The sequence below is a fragment of the Ruminococcus sp. genome (genome assembly GCF_017549005.1).
Taxonomy (GTDB): Bacteria; Bacillota; Clostridia; order Oscillospirales; family Ruminococcaceae; genus Ruminococcus.
In genome coordinates this window covers 32,710-52,509 of record NZ_JAFYYT010000022.1, presented here as the reverse complement: position 1 = coordinate 52,509, position 19,800 = coordinate 32,710, and the positions used below count along the sequence as shown (strand labels likewise).

Sequence of the window (19,800 nt, the reverse complement as noted above, 5' to 3'; positions counted from 1 at the left end):
AATTTTATTTCAGCGTCAAACGCTAAAAGGGGAGGTCATATATATGCAGATCGTTACACCAAAGCAGATGAGCAGACTGGAGGAGCGCTCAGAGAAACTGGGCGTTACCAGGAGACAGCTCATGGAGAATGCAGGCAGGAAGCTTGCCGGGCTCATCGACGGCTATTGCCGCAGTGAAGCAAAGCTGACGCCCGAGGAATGCTCCATAGTGTTCCTTGCAGGTACAGGAAACAACGGCGGCGATTGCTTTGCCGCAGCGGATATCCTTGTCTATAAGGGCTATATGATAACTGTTATCCATATAGGCGGACTTCCGAAATCTCCTCTTGCTCAGGAAATGCTGAGCAGACTGCCGAGAGAACGCATAAGCTTCATCGAGGGCTTCCGCAGCGGAAATGTCGAAGCTGCTATCGAAGCGGCAGAGCTCGATTATATGACCATTCAGCCGAGAAGCGGCGACGGTTCCGATGACAGCCACGACCGCAATCCTCTCGACGATATCCTTTTTGCGGAAAAGCGCAGAATGGGACTTATCAAGGGCGCCATAGTCGGCGCACAGGTGCTTGTGGACGGAGTTTTCGGAACAGGCTTCCACGGACAGCTTGACAAGGACACTATGGGAATATTCGGTATAGGCTCGGGAGCCTACCGTGTTGCAGTAGATGTGCCCAGCGGCGGAAACAGCACTACGGGAACAGCTTCCGCAGGCATATTCAAGGCTGACGAGACTCTTACATTCGGTTTTATCAAGTCGGGAATGTCGCAGTTCCCACTGAAAAAGTTCTGCGGAAAGGTGACTATCGCAGATATAGGCATACCAAGGAGCGCACTTGATATACTTGATGGCGAAAGGAAGTATATCCGTATCGAAAGGAATTTCCTTGCGGCTTATCCTCCCAAGCGCGAAAGGGACGCACACAAGGGCTGCTTCGGAAATGTACTCATTATCGCAGGAAGCTCCTCAATGCGCGGGGCAGCAGCGTTTGCAGCTCTCGGAGCTCTCCGCAGCGGAGCAGGTCTGGTCAGGCTCGCGTCTGTGGAAAAGTGCATAGATACGGTATCTGTGCTGGCTCCCGAGGCTACGTTCATAGAGCTGGAAAGCGACGATTACGGCTTCATGCTCTATGACAGCAGCAGGGAAGTCCTTGCTGAGGCTATGAAAAAGGCGGACGCTGTTGTTATCGGCTGCGGTATGGGAGTGACTCCCGATACCATAGAGCTCACGAAATTTGTGGCTCAGACAGCAGAATGCCCCGTAATTATCGACGCAGATGGAATAAACTGCATTGCAAAGGACATAAATATTCTAATGAAGAAGCAGACAGACATAATCATCACTCCCCATATGGGCGAAATGGCTCGTCTGCTGAATTGCAGCACCGAGATGATAGCCGAAAACAGGCTCATTGCAGCTGAAAAGTACGCGGAGCAGTTCGGCATAACCGTTGTGCTCAAGGGCGCAGGCACTGTCGTAGCTGACAGCCATTCAACAGCTGCAAATCATACGGGCAACGCAGGTATGAGCGTGGGCGGCAGCGGCGATGTCCTCGCAGGCATGATAGGAGCTGCTATCGCGCAGGGCTGCGGAATATTCGACGGAACCTGTGCCGGCGTGTATATGCACGGTCTCGCAGGAGACGCGGCAGCTCAGAAGCTGGGCATGGAGGCTATGCTTCCGCGCGACATCATCGCGAACCTGCCCGACGCTTTCGGCATACTAAGAGAAAAGAAGAATAATATGACCGTATAAGCTGCGGTCGGATGTGAAAATGTATTTTCGATACTTTGATTGGAGCTGGTATTATGAAAAGGATTTTTGCATTCGTACTCACGGCGGCTGCGGCTATATGCCTTACAGCCTGTTCGGTCACAAAAATGGGGAGCTCCTCACGGAAAAACTCCCTGGGCTGCGGCTTTTCCTCTGAGGTGAGCATATCCCTTGACCGCCTTGAAGCGGAGGGTTCGGTAAAGCGCTTCGGAGAGGGCGTGTGGGAGATAGAGTTTTCCGAGCCGAACACCCTCAGCGGCGTTAAGCTGGAGTTCAGCGAGGGAAATGTGGCGGCTTCATACAAGGGACTGAGCTTTTCAGTGCCTCAGTCGGCTGTTCCTGTAAAGGCAATGATGCTGAATCTCATAAAGGCTGTGGACGACAACGCAAAGGCGGAGGAGCTCACAGGGGTGGAAAACGACGGTATGCTCGGTATCAGGGGAAACCTTGACGGCGGCGAGTATATCCTCACCGTTGACGGAAACGGTCTCCTCAGCAGCTTTGAAATGCCGAACAATAAGCTGAAAATGCGGTTTACTGAGGTGAAGACCGTGGAAATATCATCGGAGCAGTCAACAACAGCGGAAACAACGGAAACATCTTCCGGAGCCGAGGCTGTTACAACCATATAAAACAAGAACGGGCGAACGATGTTCGCCCGTTTTTTATGGGTAATAATAGTCGAGGAGCAGCTGAACTACGAGGTTATAGGTCCTTATGCCCTCTTCTCTGCCGTTCATCTTTATATTTGTGTCGAGGAAAGTATCGGTAGCTTCGCTGACTGCTTCTGTGGGAATTATTTCCTTTTCGGCGTTCTCTTCCCAGTAATTCTCGGGGAGAAATCTGTACCAGTCGTTCTGAACTTCTACGGATATTTCGTGACCTGCCGCTGAGTCGTACAATCCGTTCTCCCAGAGAGCGCTGTCCACATATTCAAGGGCTTCGAGGTATCCTGCGTACCTGAACTCCGTGTTATCGCTGCCTGTAGCCGCGACATACGCAAGAAAGTTGGCTTCGTCCTCCTGTATTATGCCTTTCAGGTGTGAAAGCTCGTGGCAGATCGTGAACGGGAGGTTTGTCTTTACCATGTCGTCGTTATAGTTGGCTTCTATGGTGTAGGGGAGGTATATCCCCGTAGTATAGGTCTGGCTCATGAAAAATGAGAACTGTATCGGCTTTGCATCGGGATAGTAGCCGCTGAGCTGGGAATATGTCTCTCCTGCGCGCTTCATGGCTTTTTTTGCTTCAGTCTGAAAGTCGCAGGTGAGTACGAATCTGTTGTGCTCGTCACGGGGGACCTGTTTGGCTAACTCGTTGCACTTTTCGACAAGCATACCGTGGAGCGATATTATCTCCTCGTCAGTGTGCCCGTGAGCGTCGGGAAAATACCTTTCTGCAAGGGGCGTACACTGGTACATGATAAAGCAGTTCATGGTCTCAGTGGTCGTTATATAGCAGAGTAACCAGAGCGTGAGAGCTCCTGCAAAGGCTGCTGTTTTCCTGCGTTTGCCTTTTCTGAATATGAGTAGCAGCAGAAACAGCGGTATACCGACGATAACGACTATAACAGCTCCGAGAGTGAGCATTTCTCCCAGTGAAAAGGGAAGAAGCCCTGTTACGAACGAAACGGCTGTCGATATGTACGGGAAAATATTGTTTACGTAAAAATCAGCAAAGGGGTGACAGAAACGCGCTAAAACGTTGATTAGAACCATTATCGCTATGATAATAAGGGGAATGCTGTACCTTTTTTTCATGGCATTTTCCTCTTTCGGAATGTTTTCTTGCACTTTGTTTTGCCGATAGGGCGTCATTGAGTACACACTAATTATACCACAGAACAGGCTGTAAAGCAATGAAAATACCACAAATGGAGAAATTTGGCAGTTATGCGGCTTGCTCCGCATAAATCCGCGGAAGCCCGAATAGAATTTAAGTATCAATCATGGGAGGTGCGGTCATGCAGGAGAAAACCGTAAAGCAGAATCACAACCTGATACTCGAAAACAGGAAAAGCCTTAGTATTTCAGGAATAACCGACGTTGACAGCTTTGACGAGAAGGAGATAAGCCTTTATACTCAGCTCGGGGAGCTCACCATACAGGGGAGGGAACTCCATATCGACGCCATGAGCGTTGAAACCGGGGATATGACCATAACAGGCGATATATGGGCGCTCATATACGGCGACAGGGACAAGAAGGGGCCGATCTCGGCGCTGGGAAGGCTTTTTCGATGAGGATAGTTCCCGAGACCTACTTCGCCGTCAGCGAGGAGCTGCGGCTTTTCGGGCTTTCCTGCGCTATGGGCGCAGTTGTTGGAGCTGCATTCGACGCCGTGAGGGCGATAAGACTGATACTGCCTCATAACAGGTTCCTTGTCGCTGTTGAGGACGCCGTTTTTCTGCTGCTTTACAGTATGGCGCTGACTGCCTTTGCCGCCGCAGCTGCACGCGGAGACCTGAGGGCATATTTCGTTATCGGCAATATCCTCGGTTTTCTAGTATATTTCGTCACCCTCGGGAGTATAGTGATGAAGACGCTGAGAAAGCTTTTTCTGACCATTGGCACTTGCTTCGGACTGATACTCCGTCCTGTCAGGCTGATTTTTGCACCGTTGTATAAAAAAGTGAATGTTAAATTTGTTAGAAATCTCCAAATTGTCGTTAAACGATTTAAAAAAATAAAAATAGTATTGCTAAAACGTCCGTCAATGTTGTATAATAAAATGGAAAATAAAAAGAGAAAGAACGTGAAAAACGTTGTCGAAAAAAATGAAACATGAGAAGCAGAATAAAAAAGGTCTGTTCAACAGGGGGCTCGTCAAGCTTGCTGCTGTGGCTGCAATAGTCGGCTGCGGCGTTCTCATTGCGTCTACTCAGAAGGACTGCAGGGAAAAGGAAGAGCAGATGAAGCTGATACAGACCAAGATAAATGCTTATGAGACTGAAAATGCCGAGCTGCAGCGCGTTCTTGGCAGCGACGATCTCAACGCTTACATGGAAAAGGTCGCACTTGAGAAGAGAGGCTATGCCTATCCTGACGAGCGCAGATTCTACGACACCACCAGGGACTAATCGGGTCTGCGGAGACAGATCCATAAAAAGGAGTTATAAATAAATATGCAGCTGGAAATTGGTAAGATCTATAACGGCAAGGTCAAGGGAATAACGCAGTACGGCGCTTTTGTCGATATCGAAGGCGGCGGTACGGGTATGGTACATATTTCCGAGATCGCAAATACATATGTCAGCGACATCCGCGAGCACCTCTCCGAGGATCAGGAGGTCAAGGTAAAGGTAATAGGCATAAACGAGGCGGGAAAGGTGAGCCTTTCCATAAAGAAGGCTTCCGAGAACGGCGACGCTCAGCCCCGTCAGAGAAGATTTGACAAGGGTCAGGGCAAGTTCGACAGAAACGGCGAAAAGAGCTTCGATAAAGGCGACAAGGGCGATCACGGCTTCGACAAGGGCGAGAGAAACAGCGAACGTCCCCAGAGAAGCAAACCCGTTGTATGGGAGCCCAAAAAGCCGATCCCTCAGTCGGAAATGACATTCGAGGACATGATGTCGCGCTTCAAGCAGACCAGCGAGGAGCGTATGTGCGACCTGAAGCGCAGTACAGACAGAAAAAACGGTACAAGAAGAAAATAAGGCAGAGCCGTCCGCAGTGACGGCTCTTTTTTACTGCTGAAAATCCGAAAAAATATATTTACATTGCCGCCGAAAAGTGGTATACTAATACTGTATAACGATAAACGCAGGCAGTGCGTCTGCATAAGTTTTTGTGTGTTCAGACGGCTTACGGCTGTCGATGGAGATATATATTATGAGCTATAAAAACCCTGTTCTTGAGGAGAAACCCAATCACGGCCACTATCCTGCGTGTCTGGGAAGGCTCGAGGCGATAACCAAGCAGGGGACATATCTGTTCCTTTATTCGCTGGTTTCGAGCTTCTGCCTTTCGATAATTTCCTTTACAGGCAATCCCCTGCAGGTCATCGGCTGGATACCTATACTTCTCGGTGACAGTGCCGAGGAGCTGACCGTAGGCATGAGCTTCTTTCAGATGTTTCTGTGCTGGTCGCTTGCGGTACTGGGTGTTCTCGGCAGCGGAAAAAAGAAGTTATTCCACGTTATCCTCTTCTGGATATATCTGCTGATGTTCCTTACACCGATATTCCATATGTTCTCGCTTTTTGACGCGTTTACGTTCATAATCGGCGGACTTGGCGTTATATACGGCTACAGGGCTCCGAAAAACTATATGGACTATCAGCAGCTCAGCGAAACAGAGGGCTTTCCCTCGTTCAGCATTATCCTCGCGGAGCACGAAGAAAAGAAGAAGCGGTCGATGGACTTCAACGACTGGTACGACGCAAGGAATAAACAGCGCCGCAACGCCGGTTCTCAGGGGGCTGCGCCTGTAAGTGCTCCCGTTCATACTTCGCCGCCTGCAGCGGCTCCCGTAAGGCAGGAGGTCAAAAAGCATGACCCGACAGAGGGCGTTGCAGGAATGCCCGAGCTCAAGATAAACAAAAATGTGAATATGACCGCTTCTCCCGACAGGTTCAGACCGAAGTCGGGAAAGGCAGGACGTATTTCCGACAGCGGCATGAAATTCAGATAAGGGGGATATAATATGTTTGCAAAGGTATCAAGTCTCGGACTTTTCGGACTGAACGCATTCCCTGTGGACGTTGAGATCGACATAAGCCGCGGTAATCCGCAGTTTGAAGTGGTCGGACTCCCCGATACCGTGGTTAAGGAGAGCCGAGAGCGTATCCGTGCTGCACTTCGTTCGTGCAGCATCAGCTTTCCCGTTGCTTCGGTGATGGTAAACCTTGCCCCTGCCGATACAAAAAAGAGCGGTTCCGTGCATGATATGGCAATATTCATGGCTATCCTGCGCTGAATGAGAATGATAGACGATGTGCTTGAGGGCTGTACGTTCATAGGAGAGATATCCCTCAACGGTGATATACGCCGTATCAACGGAGTTCTCCCTATGGTCATGCTTGCCCGTGAAACAGGTATTAAATCAGTTTTTGTGCCTGCTGACAACGCAAAGGAGGCTTCTGTTATCGACGGAGTTGACATATATGCAGTCAGCAACGCCGAGGAGCTTATCCGCCATTTCAGGAACGAAGAGAAGCTTACTCCCTGCGAGCACTATGTTCCGCCGGAGACTGCATATAACGAAACCCTGGACTTTTCCGACGTAAGGGGACAGCAGTCCGCGAAAAAGGCTTTGGAAATAGCTGCGGCAGGCGGCCACAATGCCCTGCTCATAGGCTCTCCGGGAAGCGGAAAAAGTATGCTCGCAAAGCGTATGCCGTCCATACTTCCGCCCCTGACCTTTGAGGAAGCTCTTGAAACTACAAAAATTCACTCCATTTCCGGATTACTCAACTCAGAAATGCCTATAATAACAAAAAGGCCGTTCCGCGCTCCGCACCATACAATATCCTCGGCTGGGCTTGCAGGCGGCGGAACAGTTCCACACCCGGGAGAGGTGTCCCTTGCTCATAACGGACTGCTGTTTCTGGACGAGCTTGCGGAGTTTGACCGCAAGACCCTGGAGATACTACGTCAGCCGCTGGAGGACAGAAAGGTGACTATTGCCCGCGCCTCGGGAACTGTCACATATCCCTGTACCATTATGCTCATAGGCGCAATGAACCCGTGTCCCTGCGGATATTACGGCCACCCGAAGCGCAGGTGCATATGCCCTAAGAATAAGGTAACGGGCTATCTTTCAAAGATATCGGGACCGTTGCTTGACAGATTCGACCTCCATATCGAGGTCGCTCCCGTGGAGTTCGGCGACCTCTCGTCAAAGGCGAAGGAGGAGAGCTCCGCAGAGATAAGAAAGCGCGTAGTAGCGGCAAGAGCCATACAGGAGGAGCGCTTCAGAGGAACGGGCATAACCTGCAACGCACTGATAACTCCCGATAAATTGCAGGAGTTCTGTCCTATGGACGACGCGGCTGAGTTGCTTATGAAGAGCGTTTTCGACAGGCTCGGACTGAGCGCAAGAGCTTACGACCGCATATTGAAGGTCGCAAGGACTATCGCGGACATAAACGGCTCGGAAGTTATACAGAAAGCTCATGTTGCGGCAGCGGCACAGTTCAGGAGCCTTGACCGCAAGTACTGGTCGGAATAAAGATGGAACGCTTTGCAAGTGAAGGCGCTCCCTGATAATTTCCTGCAAAAAAGAAAGAGATAACAAAGGAGAAACAATGAAATCAGCATTCAAAAAATTACCGTCGGACAAGCACAGTATCGACGGCGGACTGCTTTTTGCAGTCACGCTTTGTGCTGCCATAAGCACACTGCTAATATACTCAATAACCTACAATCATGTACTTGATACCGTTGGCTCAAGTTACTGGAAAACACAGGCATTCTCCATGATAGCAGGCATAGTGGCGGCAGTCGTGATATCGTTCATAGATTACCGCAAACTCGTAAAGCTCTGGGTTGTTTTCGTACCTGTAACGCTTGTGCTGACCGCTCTGACCTTCACGGGCCTCGGTTACAGGCGAGAGGGCGCGGACGACCAGGCGTGGCTGAATCTCGGATTTATACAGTTCCAGCCGTCTGAGGTCCTCAAGCTTGCGTTCATACTTACCTTTGCTCATCACCTTTCCCGTGACGAGGAGGAAATGAACAAGCCCCTGCATATGCTGTTCATCGTGATACACGGCATGATACCGCTTGGTATAGTCGCTATGCAGGGCGACTACGGAACCGCTATCGTTTTCGCCGGAATATTCGCGTTTATGATATGCTCCGCGAAAATATCGTGGAAATACCTTGTAGCTGCTCCGTTCTTCGTTGCGGCAGGACTTATCGGTATGTGGTTCTTTGCACTGAGCGAGTTCCACAAGAAGCGTATCCTCATACTCTTCCACCCGGGAACAGACCCCGAGTATATCGAGTATCAGCAGGATCTGGGACTTGCAGCCCTTAAATCGGGAGGAGTTTTCGGAAAGGGACTCTTCGGCAAGCCCGATGACTATATAACCGTTCCCGAGATACACAACGACTTCATTTTCACCTATGCAGGGCAGGTGTTCGGCTTTATAGGCACCCTCGGAATAATCATCGTTCTTGCCTATGTCTGCCTGAAGATATTCGGCGACAGCCGCGTATGCCGCGATCATCTTGGAAAATTCATATGTATGGGCGCTTTCGGACTGGTTTTCACACATTGTATCATGAATATCGGCATGGTACTGAAAGTTGCGCCTGTTATCGGTGTTCCGCTTCCGTTCCTGAGCGCAGGCGGTACTGCCATGATAAGTATGTACGCCATGATCGGACTTGTTTTAAGCATCTACAGCCACCGCGCCGTGAACTACAACGTGTTCTATGACGAAGAAGACGATGACTAATATCTTTGCTCCTGTTTATCAGGAGCTTTTTTATTGCTTTAATTAATGTCTGCTCAACAACTTAAAATAAAGAAATGTGCAGCGCAAATTCCAAATTTTAAAAGAATTTGCGCTCCCTGAACATAGTTCAGGGCAATAACCGCCTAACGGCGGTTATTGAGTGCACATTAATTATAGCCTTTGTACGATTTTGACTTGACAAATGAGCAGAAATAGAGTAAAATAATAGTAACTACAATCAGATAAAAACAGATACAGCATGGCTGTATCCGATTCAAATTATTGTTTTATGCGAGAGGAGAGTTCAGACATGAAAAAAAGTATTTTTACCGTTATGACGGCAGCTATGTTTGCAGCGGCAAATCTTTCTGCTGTTCCTGCCGACGCAGCTGACAACGGCGGAAGCAGCCGCCCGAAGGTCGATCCTGTTGAGACTGTGACCATCAGCGATCAGAACTGGAACAACAAGGAAGAAAAAGGTGAGCAGAAGGTCACAACTACCACTGCTGCAATTACTACACAGGAACTGACAAGGCTTACAACAACTTCTATAGTTACTCTCTACGGACCGCCCTGGATGTTCACAACAACAACTACCACAATGCCCGTTCTCCTGTACGGACCGCCTCTGACGACTACCACAATAGACAAGGAACTCAATGAAAGTCTCATGAAGCTGAAGGGCGACGTCAACGACGACCAGATAATCGACACGTTTGACGCTATCGCACTCAGAAGAGCTATTCTCTTCGACGAGTACAAGAGCGAGAGGGCAAAGCTCCTCAGCGATATCAATTCCGACGGAAAGATAGACGTTACCGACCTTGTTCTCCTTCACAGGTTCCTCCTCGGAGCTATAAAGGACTTCAAGGAGTATAACTCTTCAGGTCTCAGCAACAAGACCACTACAAAGGATAAGAACAAGTCAACAACAACTACTACTGCTGCGGTTGTAACAACTTCATACGATCCGAGAAGCGATATAGTAGTAACACTTTACGGTATAAAGCCTTCTATCGACAAGATAAAGGAGATTACAGGCAACGCCTTCGATAATATCAAGGAAATGGCAGAAGCTGTTGAAGAAGAGCAGCAAGAGGACAAGTAATATGCTCGACGTCAACATGAAACGCACTCATCTTGAACAGATGAATGACTACCGCAGGTTGCTCATGAAAAAGCCTGAGCTCCGCAACCTTTTCCTCGAGCTCACGCTGCGCTGCAATGAGAGATGTCTCCACTGCGGAAGCCAGTGCGGCGACGTTAGCTCTGAGGAGCTCTCCGTAGAGCAGTACCGTCAGTTCCTTGCACAGCTGAAAGAGGATATGTCCACAGAGGGCAAAATGCTGGATATTACAGGCGGAGAGCCGCTTCTCAGGAAGGACTTCTTCGATATCCTCGGAGCTGCTCATGAGCTCGGCTTTGAGTGGGGAATGACTTCAAACGGCACCCTTATCGACGAATATGTGGCAAAAGAGCTGAAAAGAACGGGAATGAAGACCATTTCCATCAGTATCGACGGTCTTGAAGCGACCCATGATGAGTTCAGAAGGACTCCCGGCGGCTATAAAAAGGCTATGGAGGGCATCGAGAACCTCATAAGGTTAGACTGCTTCGAGCATATACAGGTCACATCGGTCATAACTCACAAGAGCATTACCGAGCTTGACGAGCTTTACAAGATATTCAACGAAATGGATATAGACTCATGGCGAGTTGTAAATATGGAGCCCATGGGACGTGCAAAAACTCACCCTGAGCTTCTCCTCACGGACGACGACTACAGAACGCTCATGGAGTTCATACGCAATAAGAGGATAGCAGGCGAGCCTGTTTCCTACGGCTGCAGCCACTATCTCGGAATGGAGTATGAACGCGAGGTGCGCGACTGGTATTTCCTCTGCACAGCCGGACTTTACACGGCAAGTATCAGTGCAAACGGCGATATAACAGCCTGTCTCGATATTGAGCGCAGACCTGAGTTCGTGCAGGGCAATATACTTCGCGACCGCTTCAGCGAGGTATGGGAGAATAAGTTCAGTGTGTTCCGCCGCGACCTTTCCGACGATAATCCTACCTGCGCCAAGTGCGACCAGAAAGAGTTCTGCCACGGTGATTCCTATCACAGCTGGGACTTCGACAGTCATAAGCCGCAGCTCTGTTTTAAGGATATACTCTTTTAAATCTATGCAGTGATAACGCCCCGGAGCTTTAGCTTCGGGGCGTTTTATGTTATTCATTACGGACGGCAAAGCCGCCCGTAACTTAGTTCTTAGTTCTTAGCTCTTAATCTTAGTTCTTAATGCTGACATTATCAGGTCAGGGTCTCAATGGTCAGTCCGAGTCCGTCCATTGCGGCTTCACTGCCCATAACACAGATATTTCCGAAGCTGCGGAGCTTTTCTGCGGCTTCTCTGAGCTGTTCCGGAGTAACCTCAAGCATACGCTTTTTCTCGGCGGCTCGCTCGGCGCAGGTAATGCCTCTGAACCACAGACCGTCGGCTTTGCGGCTCTTGTTGCCGTCCGACATGAGCGGCTCGTCCTTGGCAATGCTGCTGATTATGTACTGGGTTATATCAGGACTGCCGCTGCAATAATCATTGATGAAATCCGCGGCCTTGCGGTAAATGTCTATAGTTGCGGCAGGTGACGGGTCGCGGAACGAGTAGAAGGACTGCTCGCCCGTTGGAGCCATGAAAGCGCCTGTTCCGTAGGCTCCTCCCTTTACTCTGACCTCGTTCCACAGGTATTCGAGGGAAAGTGCGCGGAAAAGCACGCTGCGGACTGCCTTATCAGCCGAATTATCGGGGAAAGCCATTGCTGAGTAGGATACTCCCGAGGGAATGACGATACCCTGTTTTTCGGGAATATCCAGCTTGAAGCTCATCTCCTCGCAGGCAGGCTTTTCACCCTTTGGCAGGGCGTTCAGGAGCTGCTCAACGGAAGCGGAGCCTGTACTGGTAACACTTGCGACAAGGCGTGAGGTACATATCATGCGGCTGCTGAGGAATTTTATTGTTTCTATGAGCTTTTCGGGAGCTTTTACCGCTTCATGCAGGCGCTTGTAGCCCTCATATCCCGAAACGAGCTCGGAGACTGCGGATTCTGCCGAAAGAGCAGCGCGGACGCGCTCCATAGAGTAGGTGTGACCGTTGGCGATAATGGACTGCTTGAAGTTCTCGTCCGACTGCATGAGAAGCTCGCGGACAGCGTCTGTATCGTCAAAGCTCGTCTCAGTGAGTATCTCGGAAATAAGGTCGAGTGCCGCAGCTGTGTTCTTATCGAGGAAACGTGTGCTCAGTGTGAAGTACGGACAGCATCTGTCCGTAACGCCATTGCGCGAGAAAACGCTTACAGTGCATGATATCTCGCCGAGAGTTCCTGTTATCCTGCGCTGGAGTTCGGCGGCGGAGCTTCTTTTCGTCGGAAGCTCACCGTAAAGCTCGGAAGCGGCTGCAGCTGCAGAGAGCTCGGCTTCGGAGCAGTCGGCAAGGGAAAAATACAGGTTCAGAGCGGTTATGCCCGTATCTGAGGCGGGGTGCCGGAGAACTGTCACACCGTTTACATTTTCGGTATCAGTCTCGAACGGGAGGGGCTTTTCGCCTATCTCGGAAAGAGCCAGGTGGGGCATAGTTGCCAGCTGTTCGGGAGTATCAACGGAGTGCTGCCACTCGTCAAGCTTTTTGTTCTGCTCAACGATCACAGAGCGCTCCTCGCAGGCAAGACCGTCCACAACGGCGGCAATACGCTTTTCTTCGGCTTTTTTCTGCTCCTCGCCGTAAGTTCTTGACGGAAGGAGACAGAGCTCCGCCCTACCGTCCTCATTGAGGAGCCATTCGCTGAGCAACTCCTCAAAATAGCCGCTGTCAGCCTTTTGGCGGAGCGACGCAAACACCTCGCCAAGCTCAAGATAGCACAGCGGATCGCCGCCGTAGAGCCATGCGTTGAGGGCAGAGATATTCCTTGTGAGACCTCTTGGCTCGCCGCCTGCACGGAATCTGAACTCCATGCGGTCGATAGCTGCTGCAAGGAGCTTCCTGTCGATACCGTTTTTGCAGAGCGCGGAAACTGTGGCGCGGACAGTATCTTTCAGCTTTCCGCAGCTTTCCTCGTCTGTGTTGTTTATGGTGAGACAGCCGAAAGGCTGGGAAATACCGTCGCTGAGGTCGAGTGAAACGTCGAGACAAAGCCCCGTATCGAGGACTGCGCGTTTCAGCGGCGCGTCGTTCGAGCCTGTAAGAGCTTCGCCGAGAACAGCTGCAGCGGTGATTTTTTCGCGTTCTTCCCAGCTGCCGAGGATCTTGCCGATAACGTAGTATGTATGAGCGGCTTCGTCCTCGTCCGCGGAAATTTCGTAGTACGACTTTCTGACAGAGGAGGAAATGGGCTTCTGTACGGGGATATCGCTCATGACCTCACGCCTGTCGAAGCGGCAGAGGTACTCGCCGTCGATAAGTTCCAGCACAGCCTCGATATTCACCGGACCGTCGAGGTATATGTAGGAGTTTGACGGGTGGTAGTAGGTCTTATGACCGTCGATGAACTGTTTATAGGTAAGGTCGGTGATAGCCTCGGGAAGTCCGCCGGACTCAAAGCGGTAACAGCTGTCGGGATAGAGAGCGTTCATTATTTCCGACTCCATGCGGCTGTAGACAGATGACATAGCTCCCTTCATCTCGTTGAAAACAACGCCTTTGTACACGGGTTTATCGGACTCGCTCCGCATTTCGATATGCCAGCCCTCCTGATAGAATATGTTGGGATTGTAGTATATGGCAGGGTCGAAAACTGCGTCGAGGTATACCCTTGTGAGGTTCATGAAGTCCGTATCGTTTCTGCTTGAAACGGGGAAAACGGTCTTGTCGGGGTAGGTCATGGCGTTGAGAAAGGTGTTCATGGTACCCTTCATGAGCTCGAGAAATGGTTCCTTTACGGGATATTTCCTGGAGCCGCCGAGTACGGAATGCTCGAGGATATGGAAAATACCCGTATCGTCAGACGGGGGAGTCCTGAAAGCGATGGAGAAGAGCTTGTTCTCGCCGTCGTTTTTAAGCCAGACCAGTCTTGCACCTGTTTTTTCGTGGCTCATTTCGATGAGCTCCGAACCGCAGTCGGGCGCAGGAGCTATCCTTGTGACCTTAAAGCCGTGAATGATATCATTTATATTCATACAGTACCTCCTGTTGTTATCATAGTATAATTATAGCATTTTTCTTATATTTATGCAAGAAAGTTTCACTGATACAACAGCGGGAGGAGGATATTATCCGCCAGTGCCCTACACGATAATCAATATGAAGCATTATTGTAGGGGCTGCTCACTGAAAAACATCAGTTTTTTCTCTGCAATCATTGCTATTATTCGCATAGTATGCTATAATATAGTTTGAACTCATTACACCTTACGAAAGGACAAAGGCAATGGATATAAAAAAGACGGTTATTGCACTTGCGGAAGCTGCCGGAGCTTCGGGCAGCGAAAAATGTGCGGCAGAGCTTGCTCTCTCCATGCTTCGGGAGTACTGCCCCGACGCTGAGATAATAAACGGGAACGTTATCGGACGCTTCGGTGCTCATAAAGAGGGACTTCCTCTCCTTGCACTGGACGCTCATATAGACCAGATAGGCTTCATAGTAACTTATATCACTGGGGAGGGCTTTGTAAAAGTCGGAAATATAGGCGGTATCGACCGCAGACTTCTCCCTGCGCAGCCTGTTGTGATACACGGAAAGCGCGATATAAAAGGCGTTATCTGTTCTGTTCCGCCTCACCTTACAAACGGCGGCAGCGAGGTGCTTGAAATTGACGACGTGGCTATAGATACGGGAATGACAAAGGCTGAGCTTGACGAGCTTGTAAGCGCAGGGGACAGCATTACATTCGACGTGACCTGCCGTGACCTCATCGGCAGCCGTATCACAGGCGGCGCACTTGACGACCGCTGCGGAGTCGCTTCTGTGCTTTATGCGCTGGAGCTGCTCAGGGACAAGGAATTAGCCTACAATGTGGCTGTTGTTTTCTCTTCTCAGGAGGAGGTCGGCGAGCGCGGTGCAAAGACGGGCGCCTTTGAAGTAGACCCCGATATTGCTCTTGCAGTTGACGTGAGCTTTGCCTACGCCATAGGCGAGGACGAGAGCAAGTGCGGATATCTCGGAAAAGGTCCCATGATAGGCATTTCGCCCTCGCTTTCAAGGGAGATAAGCGACGGACTTTTTGCGGCTGCCAGAAAGGCGGATATACCGTATCAGACAGAGGTAATGAGCGGACTTACCTCAACCAATGCCGACCGCTATTCCGTTAACCGCTGCGGTGCAAAGGCTTGTACGGTGTCCATACCACTGAGAAATATGCACACTCCCGTTGAGGTCATAGACCTTGCAGATGTGGAGCTTACAGCAAAGCTGCTTGCTGAATTTATAAAGGAGAGCTGACCATGAAGGAACTTCTTAAAGAGCTGTGTCTTGCAGACGGCGTCTCAGGTGACGAGAGCGCTGTGCGCGAGCTTATAATCAGCAGGATAAAGGATGTCTGCGAGTACAGTGTGGACAACCTCGGCAGTATAATATGCTTCAGAAAGGGAAAGAAAACTCCCGAAAAGAAGCTGATGATATGCGCCCATATGGATGAGGTGGGCTTTATAGTAACGTATATCCGCCCCGACGGCACTCTCAGCTTCGGAAATGTGGGCGGTATCGACCCGTCTGTAGTCATCGGCAGACAGGTAAATGTCGGAAAGGAACATATCATCGGAGTCGTGGGTTCTACGGCTGTCCATAATCTCAGCAAGGAGCAGAGAGAGAAAGCTCCGAAAACTGACAGCCTTTACATAGATATAGGCGCTGCTGACAGGGCGGAAGCCGAAAAGTACGTTTCTCCAGGGGACTGCGCTTATTTTGACTCCGGATTCACAGAGCTGGGCGGCAGCCGCATAAAGTCAAAGGCTCTCGACGACCGTGCAGGCTGCGCTATGATGATAGAGCTTATGCACGAGGAACTCGAATACGATACATATTTTGTTTTCAATGTACAGGAGGAGATAGGTCTCCGCGGTGCAACTGCCTCCGCGTACTCTGTCGCCCCCGACTATGCCATAGTGCTCGAAACTACCACAGCTGCGGATATAGACGGAGCTTCAGGCGCAAAGAAGGTCTGCGAGGTAGGAAAGGGACCTGTCGTATCGTTCATGGACAGGCATACCATGTACGACAAGGAGCTGTACCGCCTTGCCTTTGATATCGCAGGGGAAGAGGGCTTTCCATGCCAGACAAAGACCATGATAGCAGGCGGAAACGACGCAGGAGCTGTTCACATAAGCGGCAGGGGAGTACGTACAATGGCAGTATCGCTGCCGTGCAGATATCTCCATTCCCCGTCGTGCGTCATTGACTATGCAGACCTGGAAAACTCATACAAACTGGTAAAAACTCTCATCGGAAGGATACATGAGATATGATAAAACTTATCGAACACGAGCATGAGCTTGACCGTGAGCTGCTGAACAAGACGCTCTCGGGCAAAAAAATGCTTGCATACATGAGAGCCTACGGCCCTAATTACGAATTCTGCCGTTTCTACAAGATAACCGACGGCATTGGAACGGGCTTCATGTTCATAATCAATTCCACGCTGATAATCTGCGGCGACGGAAAGCTGGAGCCAAATGACGAGATAGACCTGTTTGTCAGCATGAATCTGCCTTTCCGGATCGAGGGCGACCAGAAGATACTGGAGGGTATAACCATTCCCGAGCGCTATCAGGTGCTGAACCGTACTATTTTTGAGCTTATCCCCGATGATACTCCCCTTGAAGCCATCGAGGAGCACGTTGAGTTCAACCCCAGTCTCCCCGACGTATACAAGATACTCAGCGAGGGATTTCCTAATATCGCTGATTTCTCGCTTTGGTACACCGATACCTCACACCGCTGCCGTCACGGTATAAGCAGAGTTTTCACCTACCGTGATTCCACCACAGCTTCGGCGGTATTTGACATCGGCAGCACCGTTCTCATAGGACAGGTGGCTACCAATAAGGCTGCAAGAGGCCGCGGCTACGCCAGGGAGTTTCTCAAATGGCTGGCGAAATTCTTCAACGGTCTCGGAAAAAGAGCATATCTGCTTGCACTTGATGTCAGAGTCAGCTTCTATCAGGAGATAGGTTTCCGTATCGCAGGCCGCGAGATAGTTCTCGAGCGTATAGACATCGAAAAGGAAAGCGCTGCAAAGGGTCGGCTTGAGGAAAGGTGATATCCGCCTATTGAATAATGGTATAATAAACTGTCTTGACTTTTATGTGGATTTGGGGTATAATGTTCAATGAATTTGTATGTAGGAGATGGATATATGAACCCCGAGGTTTACGGAAAATATGAGATAATCGACGCTCATTCCCATATTTTCCCCGAAAAGATAGCCGATACTGCGACGGACAGCATAGGTCAGTTTTACGGTATCCCGATGAACAACAGAGGCTTCAGTGAGAAGCTCATCGAGGCTGGCAGCAGGATAGGCGTAAAGAAATACCTTGTTTGCTCGACAGCCACCACACCGAGACAGACCAGTAATATCAATACATATATAGCAGGAGAGTGCGGAAAGCACAGCTGTTTTTACGGCTTCGGCACTACTCATGCCGATTCCTCAGACCTTGAAGCCGATATTGACCAGATACTTTCTCTCGGACTTCACGGAGTAAAGCTTCACCCGGATTTTCAGAAGTTCAACGCTGATTCGCCCGAGGCTTTCAGGATATATGAGCTCATGGAGGGAAGGCTTCCCCTGCTCATACACTGCGGCGACGCAAGGTACGATTATTCCGCCCCCGAGCGAATAAAGCGTATCCACGACAACTTCCCGAAGCTGAAGATCCTTGCCGCACATCTCGGCGGTTATCAGCAGTGGGACGCGGCAGAAAAGGTGCTTCCGGGGCTTGAGAACGTAAGATTTGACGTCAGCAGCTCACTTGCATTCCTTACTCCCGAAAGAGCCGCAGGAATTATAAGAAAATATGGTATCGAGAACTGTTTCTTCGGTTCGGATTTTCCTATGTGGAGCCACGAGGACGAGCTCATGCGCTTCCTGAAGCTCGGCTTTACGGAAAAGGAAAACCAGATGATACTTGCAGACAACTTCAAGGAATTTCTTGAACTCAGATGAGCGTTAACGGGACATTTTGTCCCGTTTTTCTTTGAAAAGGAGATTTTTATGGTAAAAGACATAGTAAGGGACGAAGCAGTGCTCGCAATTAAGTCGGAGCCTGCCACAAAAGCCGATATGCAGACAGTCCGCGACCTTCTCGACACTGTAAAGGCAAACGAGGAGCGATGTGTGGGTATGGCTGCCAATATGATAGGCGTTCATAAGACCATACTCGTTGCACTTATCGGCGACGAGTACATTGCAATGATAAACCCGAAGATAGTTGACAGGTCAAAGGAGACCTATGATACAGAGGAGGGCTGCCTTTCACTGAACGGAGTCCGTCAGGCAACACGTCATCGTATAATAACCGTGGAATACATGGATAAAAAGTTCAAACGCCGCCGCGATATATTCCGCGACTTTGAAGCTGAGATAATACAGCATGAGATAGACCATTTCAGCGGTATCATCATCTGAAATCACGCAATGCTCCGGGCTGTCATATAATATACCGAGGGAGGGAGACTTCCCTCCCTTAATACGGCGGTATATCCGCCATATGGAGGAATGTATATGGCAACTTTCTATAATCAGGCTACTCTTTCCTACAACGGAACAGTAGCAAGCTCAAATATAACATCCGGCGAGATACTCGAGGTGCTTTCTGTTGAAAAGAGCGCTGTTTCCGACAGCTACTCACAGGGCAGCGAGAACGTCTATATGATAAGCATAGTGAACACAGGCTCTGTCTGCTACAACGGACTCACCGTCACAGACAACCTCGGAGCGTACAGCTTCGGCGAGGACGAAACTTCGGCAGTTCCGCTGACCTATCAGGAAGGCACCCTTGCGTACTATGTAAACGGCGTTCAGCAGGCAGCTCCGACGATAACCTCTTTTTCGCCCCTTACCGTTACAGGTATAAACGTACCTGCAGGCGGCAATGCAATGCTGGCCTATGCAGCTGAAGCGAACAGTTTTGCACCTATGGGCGACGACGCTGAGATCGTGAATACAGTTACCGTCAGCGGCACAGGATTTGAGCCCATAACAGCTTCGGAAACTGTTCCCTACAGCGACGAGATAGACCTTGCTATCAGCAAGTCGCTCAGTCCTGCGGCTGTCGAGGAGAACGGCGAGGTGACCTACACCTTTATTATCCAGAATTTCGGAACAGTCCCTGCGGAAGCCGCTGATAACGTTATTTTCAGTGATACCTTCACACCTGCCCTCAGCGGACTTACTGCAGAGTTCAACGGTACTCCATGGGTATCCGGCACAAACTACGCCTACGACCCTGATACGGGAGTTTTCACCAGTCTCGACGGTCAGGTGACAGTACCCGCGGCACAGTTCTCGCAGACCGCAAGAACAGGCGAATGGACTGCACAGGCAGGCGTAAGCACCCTTGTTATCAAGGGCAGACTTGCTTGATAAAGCCGTCAGCCTTTAGCCATTAGCTGTCAGGGAGCGGCTTTGCCGCTCCGAT

The 19,800-nt window shown here is 50.1% G+C and carries 18 protein-coding genes and 1 pseudogene; 17 read left to right on the top strand and 2 right to left on the bottom strand.

Annotated elements, in window-relative coordinates; translation table 11 throughout:
• The first annotated feature begins 43 nt into the window (after nt 1–43).
• Both IKW96_RS06330 and IKW96_RS06325 read left to right on the top strand, forming a co-directional pair.
• Nucleotides 44–1,750 (top strand): NAD(P)H-hydrate dehydratase, encoded by a 1,707-nt coding sequence (locus IKW96_RS06330; protein WP_296571873.1) that lies wholly within the window; start codon nt 44–46, stop codon nt 1,748–1,750.
• A 53-nt stretch (nt 1,751–1,803) separates the two neighbouring features.
• Nucleotides 1,804–2,400 carry a hypothetical protein gene (locus IKW96_RS06325; RefSeq protein ID WP_296571871.1) on the top strand — a complete coding sequence of 199 codons (597 nt, stop codon included), beginning with the start codon at nt 1,804–1,806 and terminating at the stop codon, nt 2,398–2,400.
• A 33-nt stretch (nt 2,401–2,433) separates the two neighbouring features.
• Here IKW96_RS06325 and IKW96_RS06320 read toward each other — a convergent pair whose 3' ends face one another.
• Nucleotides 2,434–3,525: a DUF3810 domain-containing protein gene (locus IKW96_RS06320; protein ID WP_296571868.1), complete on the bottom strand. Its 1,092-nt coding sequence runs from the start codon at nt 3,523–3,525 to the stop codon at nt 2,434–2,436.
• A 203-nt stretch (nt 3,526–3,728) separates the two neighbouring features.
• On the opposite strand from IKW96_RS06320, the gene yabP reads away from it, so the two are divergent.
• The 9 genes and pseudogenes from yabP to IKW96_RS06275 all read left to right on the top strand — a co-directional run bounded on the left by yabP (nt 3,729) and on the right by IKW96_RS06275 (nt 11,352).
• Entirely contained in the window at nt 3,729–4,007 is a 279-nt protein-coding gene (gene yabP, locus IKW96_RS06315; protein ID WP_296571865.1) for a sporulation protein YabP, read from the top strand.
• Nucleotides 4,004–4,552, top strand: a complete 549-nt coding sequence (gene yabQ, locus IKW96_RS06310) for a spore cortex biosynthesis protein YabQ (protein WP_296571863.1) — start codon at nt 4,004–4,006, stop codon at nt 4,550–4,552. Before yabP ends, yabQ begins: the two co-directional genes overlap by 4 nt.
• Nucleotides 4,542–4,844 carry a hypothetical protein gene (locus IKW96_RS06305; RefSeq protein WP_296571860.1) on the top strand — a complete coding sequence of 101 codons (303 nt, stop codon included), beginning with the start codon at nt 4,542–4,544 and terminating at the stop codon, nt 4,842–4,844. Before yabQ ends, IKW96_RS06305 begins: the two co-directional genes overlap by 11 nt.
• Nucleotides 4,845–4,889: 45 nt before the next feature.
• Nucleotides 4,890–5,420: a S1 RNA-binding domain-containing protein gene (locus tag IKW96_RS06300; RefSeq protein WP_296571857.1), complete on the top strand. Its 531-nt coding sequence runs from the start codon at nt 4,890–4,892 to the stop codon at nt 5,418–5,420.
• A gap of 175 nt (nt 5,421–5,595) precedes the next feature.
• A complete protein-coding gene (locus tag IKW96_RS06295; RefSeq protein WP_296571854.1) occupies nt 5,596–6,396 on the top strand; it encodes a hypothetical protein in 801 nt (266 codons plus the stop codon).
• Nucleotides 6,397–6,408: 12 nt separating this feature from the next.
• Nucleotides 6,409–7,935, top strand: a pseudogene (locus tag IKW96_RS06290) (YifB family Mg chelatase-like AAA ATPase).
• A gap of 76 nt (nt 7,936–8,011) precedes the next feature.
• Complete coding sequence (locus tag IKW96_RS06285) at nt 8,012–9,169, top strand: FtsW/RodA/SpoVE family cell cycle protein (RefSeq protein WP_296571851.1); 1,158 nt, start codon at nt 8,012–8,014, stop codon at nt 9,167–9,169.
• A 310-nt stretch (nt 9,170–9,479) separates the two neighbouring features.
• Nucleotides 9,480–10,277 (top strand): dockerin type I repeat-containing protein, encoded by a 798-nt coding sequence (locus IKW96_RS06280; protein ID WP_296571849.1) that lies wholly within the window; start codon nt 9,480–9,482, stop codon nt 10,275–10,277.
• 1 nt (nt 10,278) lies between these two features.
• Nucleotides 10,279–11,352, top strand: a complete 1,074-nt coding sequence (locus IKW96_RS06275; RefSeq protein WP_296571846.1) for a radical SAM protein — start codon at nt 10,279–10,281, stop codon at nt 11,350–11,352.
• 131 nt (nt 11,353–11,483) lie between these two features.
• Here IKW96_RS06275 and IKW96_RS06270 read toward each other — a convergent pair whose 3' ends face one another.
• Complete coding sequence (locus IKW96_RS06270) at nt 11,484–14,339, bottom strand: insulinase family protein (RefSeq protein WP_296571843.1); 2,856 nt, start codon at nt 14,337–14,339, stop codon at nt 11,484–11,486.
• 251 nt (nt 14,340–14,590) lie between these two features.
• Between IKW96_RS06270 and IKW96_RS06265 the strand changes: the two genes are divergently transcribed.
• From IKW96_RS06265 to IKW96_RS06240, 6 genes are all read left to right on the top strand, one after another.
• Complete coding sequence (locus IKW96_RS06265; RefSeq protein ID WP_296571840.1) at nt 14,591–15,601, top strand: M20/M25/M40 family metallo-hydrolase; 1,011 nt, start codon at nt 14,591–14,593, stop codon at nt 15,599–15,601.
• Between the two features lie 2 nt (nt 15,602–15,603).
• Nucleotides 15,604–16,623, top strand: a complete 1,020-nt coding sequence (locus IKW96_RS06260; RefSeq protein WP_296571837.1) for a M42 family metallopeptidase — start codon at nt 15,604–15,606, stop codon at nt 16,621–16,623.
• A complete protein-coding gene (locus IKW96_RS06255; RefSeq protein ID WP_296571834.1) occupies nt 16,620–17,417 on the top strand; it encodes a GNAT family N-acetyltransferase in 798 nt (265 codons plus the stop codon). Before IKW96_RS06260 ends, IKW96_RS06255 begins: the two co-directional genes overlap by 4 nt.
• A 96-nt stretch (nt 17,418–17,513) precedes the next feature.
• Nucleotides 17,514–18,326 carry an amidohydrolase family protein gene (locus IKW96_RS06250; RefSeq protein ID WP_296571831.1) on the top strand — a complete coding sequence of 271 codons (813 nt, stop codon included), beginning with the start codon at nt 17,514–17,516 and terminating at the stop codon, nt 18,324–18,326.
• A 48-nt stretch (nt 18,327–18,374) separates the two neighbouring features.
• The gene (locus IKW96_RS06245; RefSeq protein WP_296571828.1) at nt 18,375–18,788 is read left to right on the top strand and encodes a peptide deformylase; all 414 of its coding nucleotides are present in this window, start codon (nt 18,375–18,377) and stop codon (nt 18,786–18,788) included.
• 96 nt (nt 18,789–18,884) lie between these two features.
• Nucleotides 18,885–19,745, top strand: coding sequence for a hypothetical protein (locus IKW96_RS06240; RefSeq protein WP_296571823.1), 861 nt, complete (start codon nt 18,885–18,887; stop codon nt 19,743–19,745).
• Nucleotides 19,746–19,800: the final 55 nt, after the last annotated feature.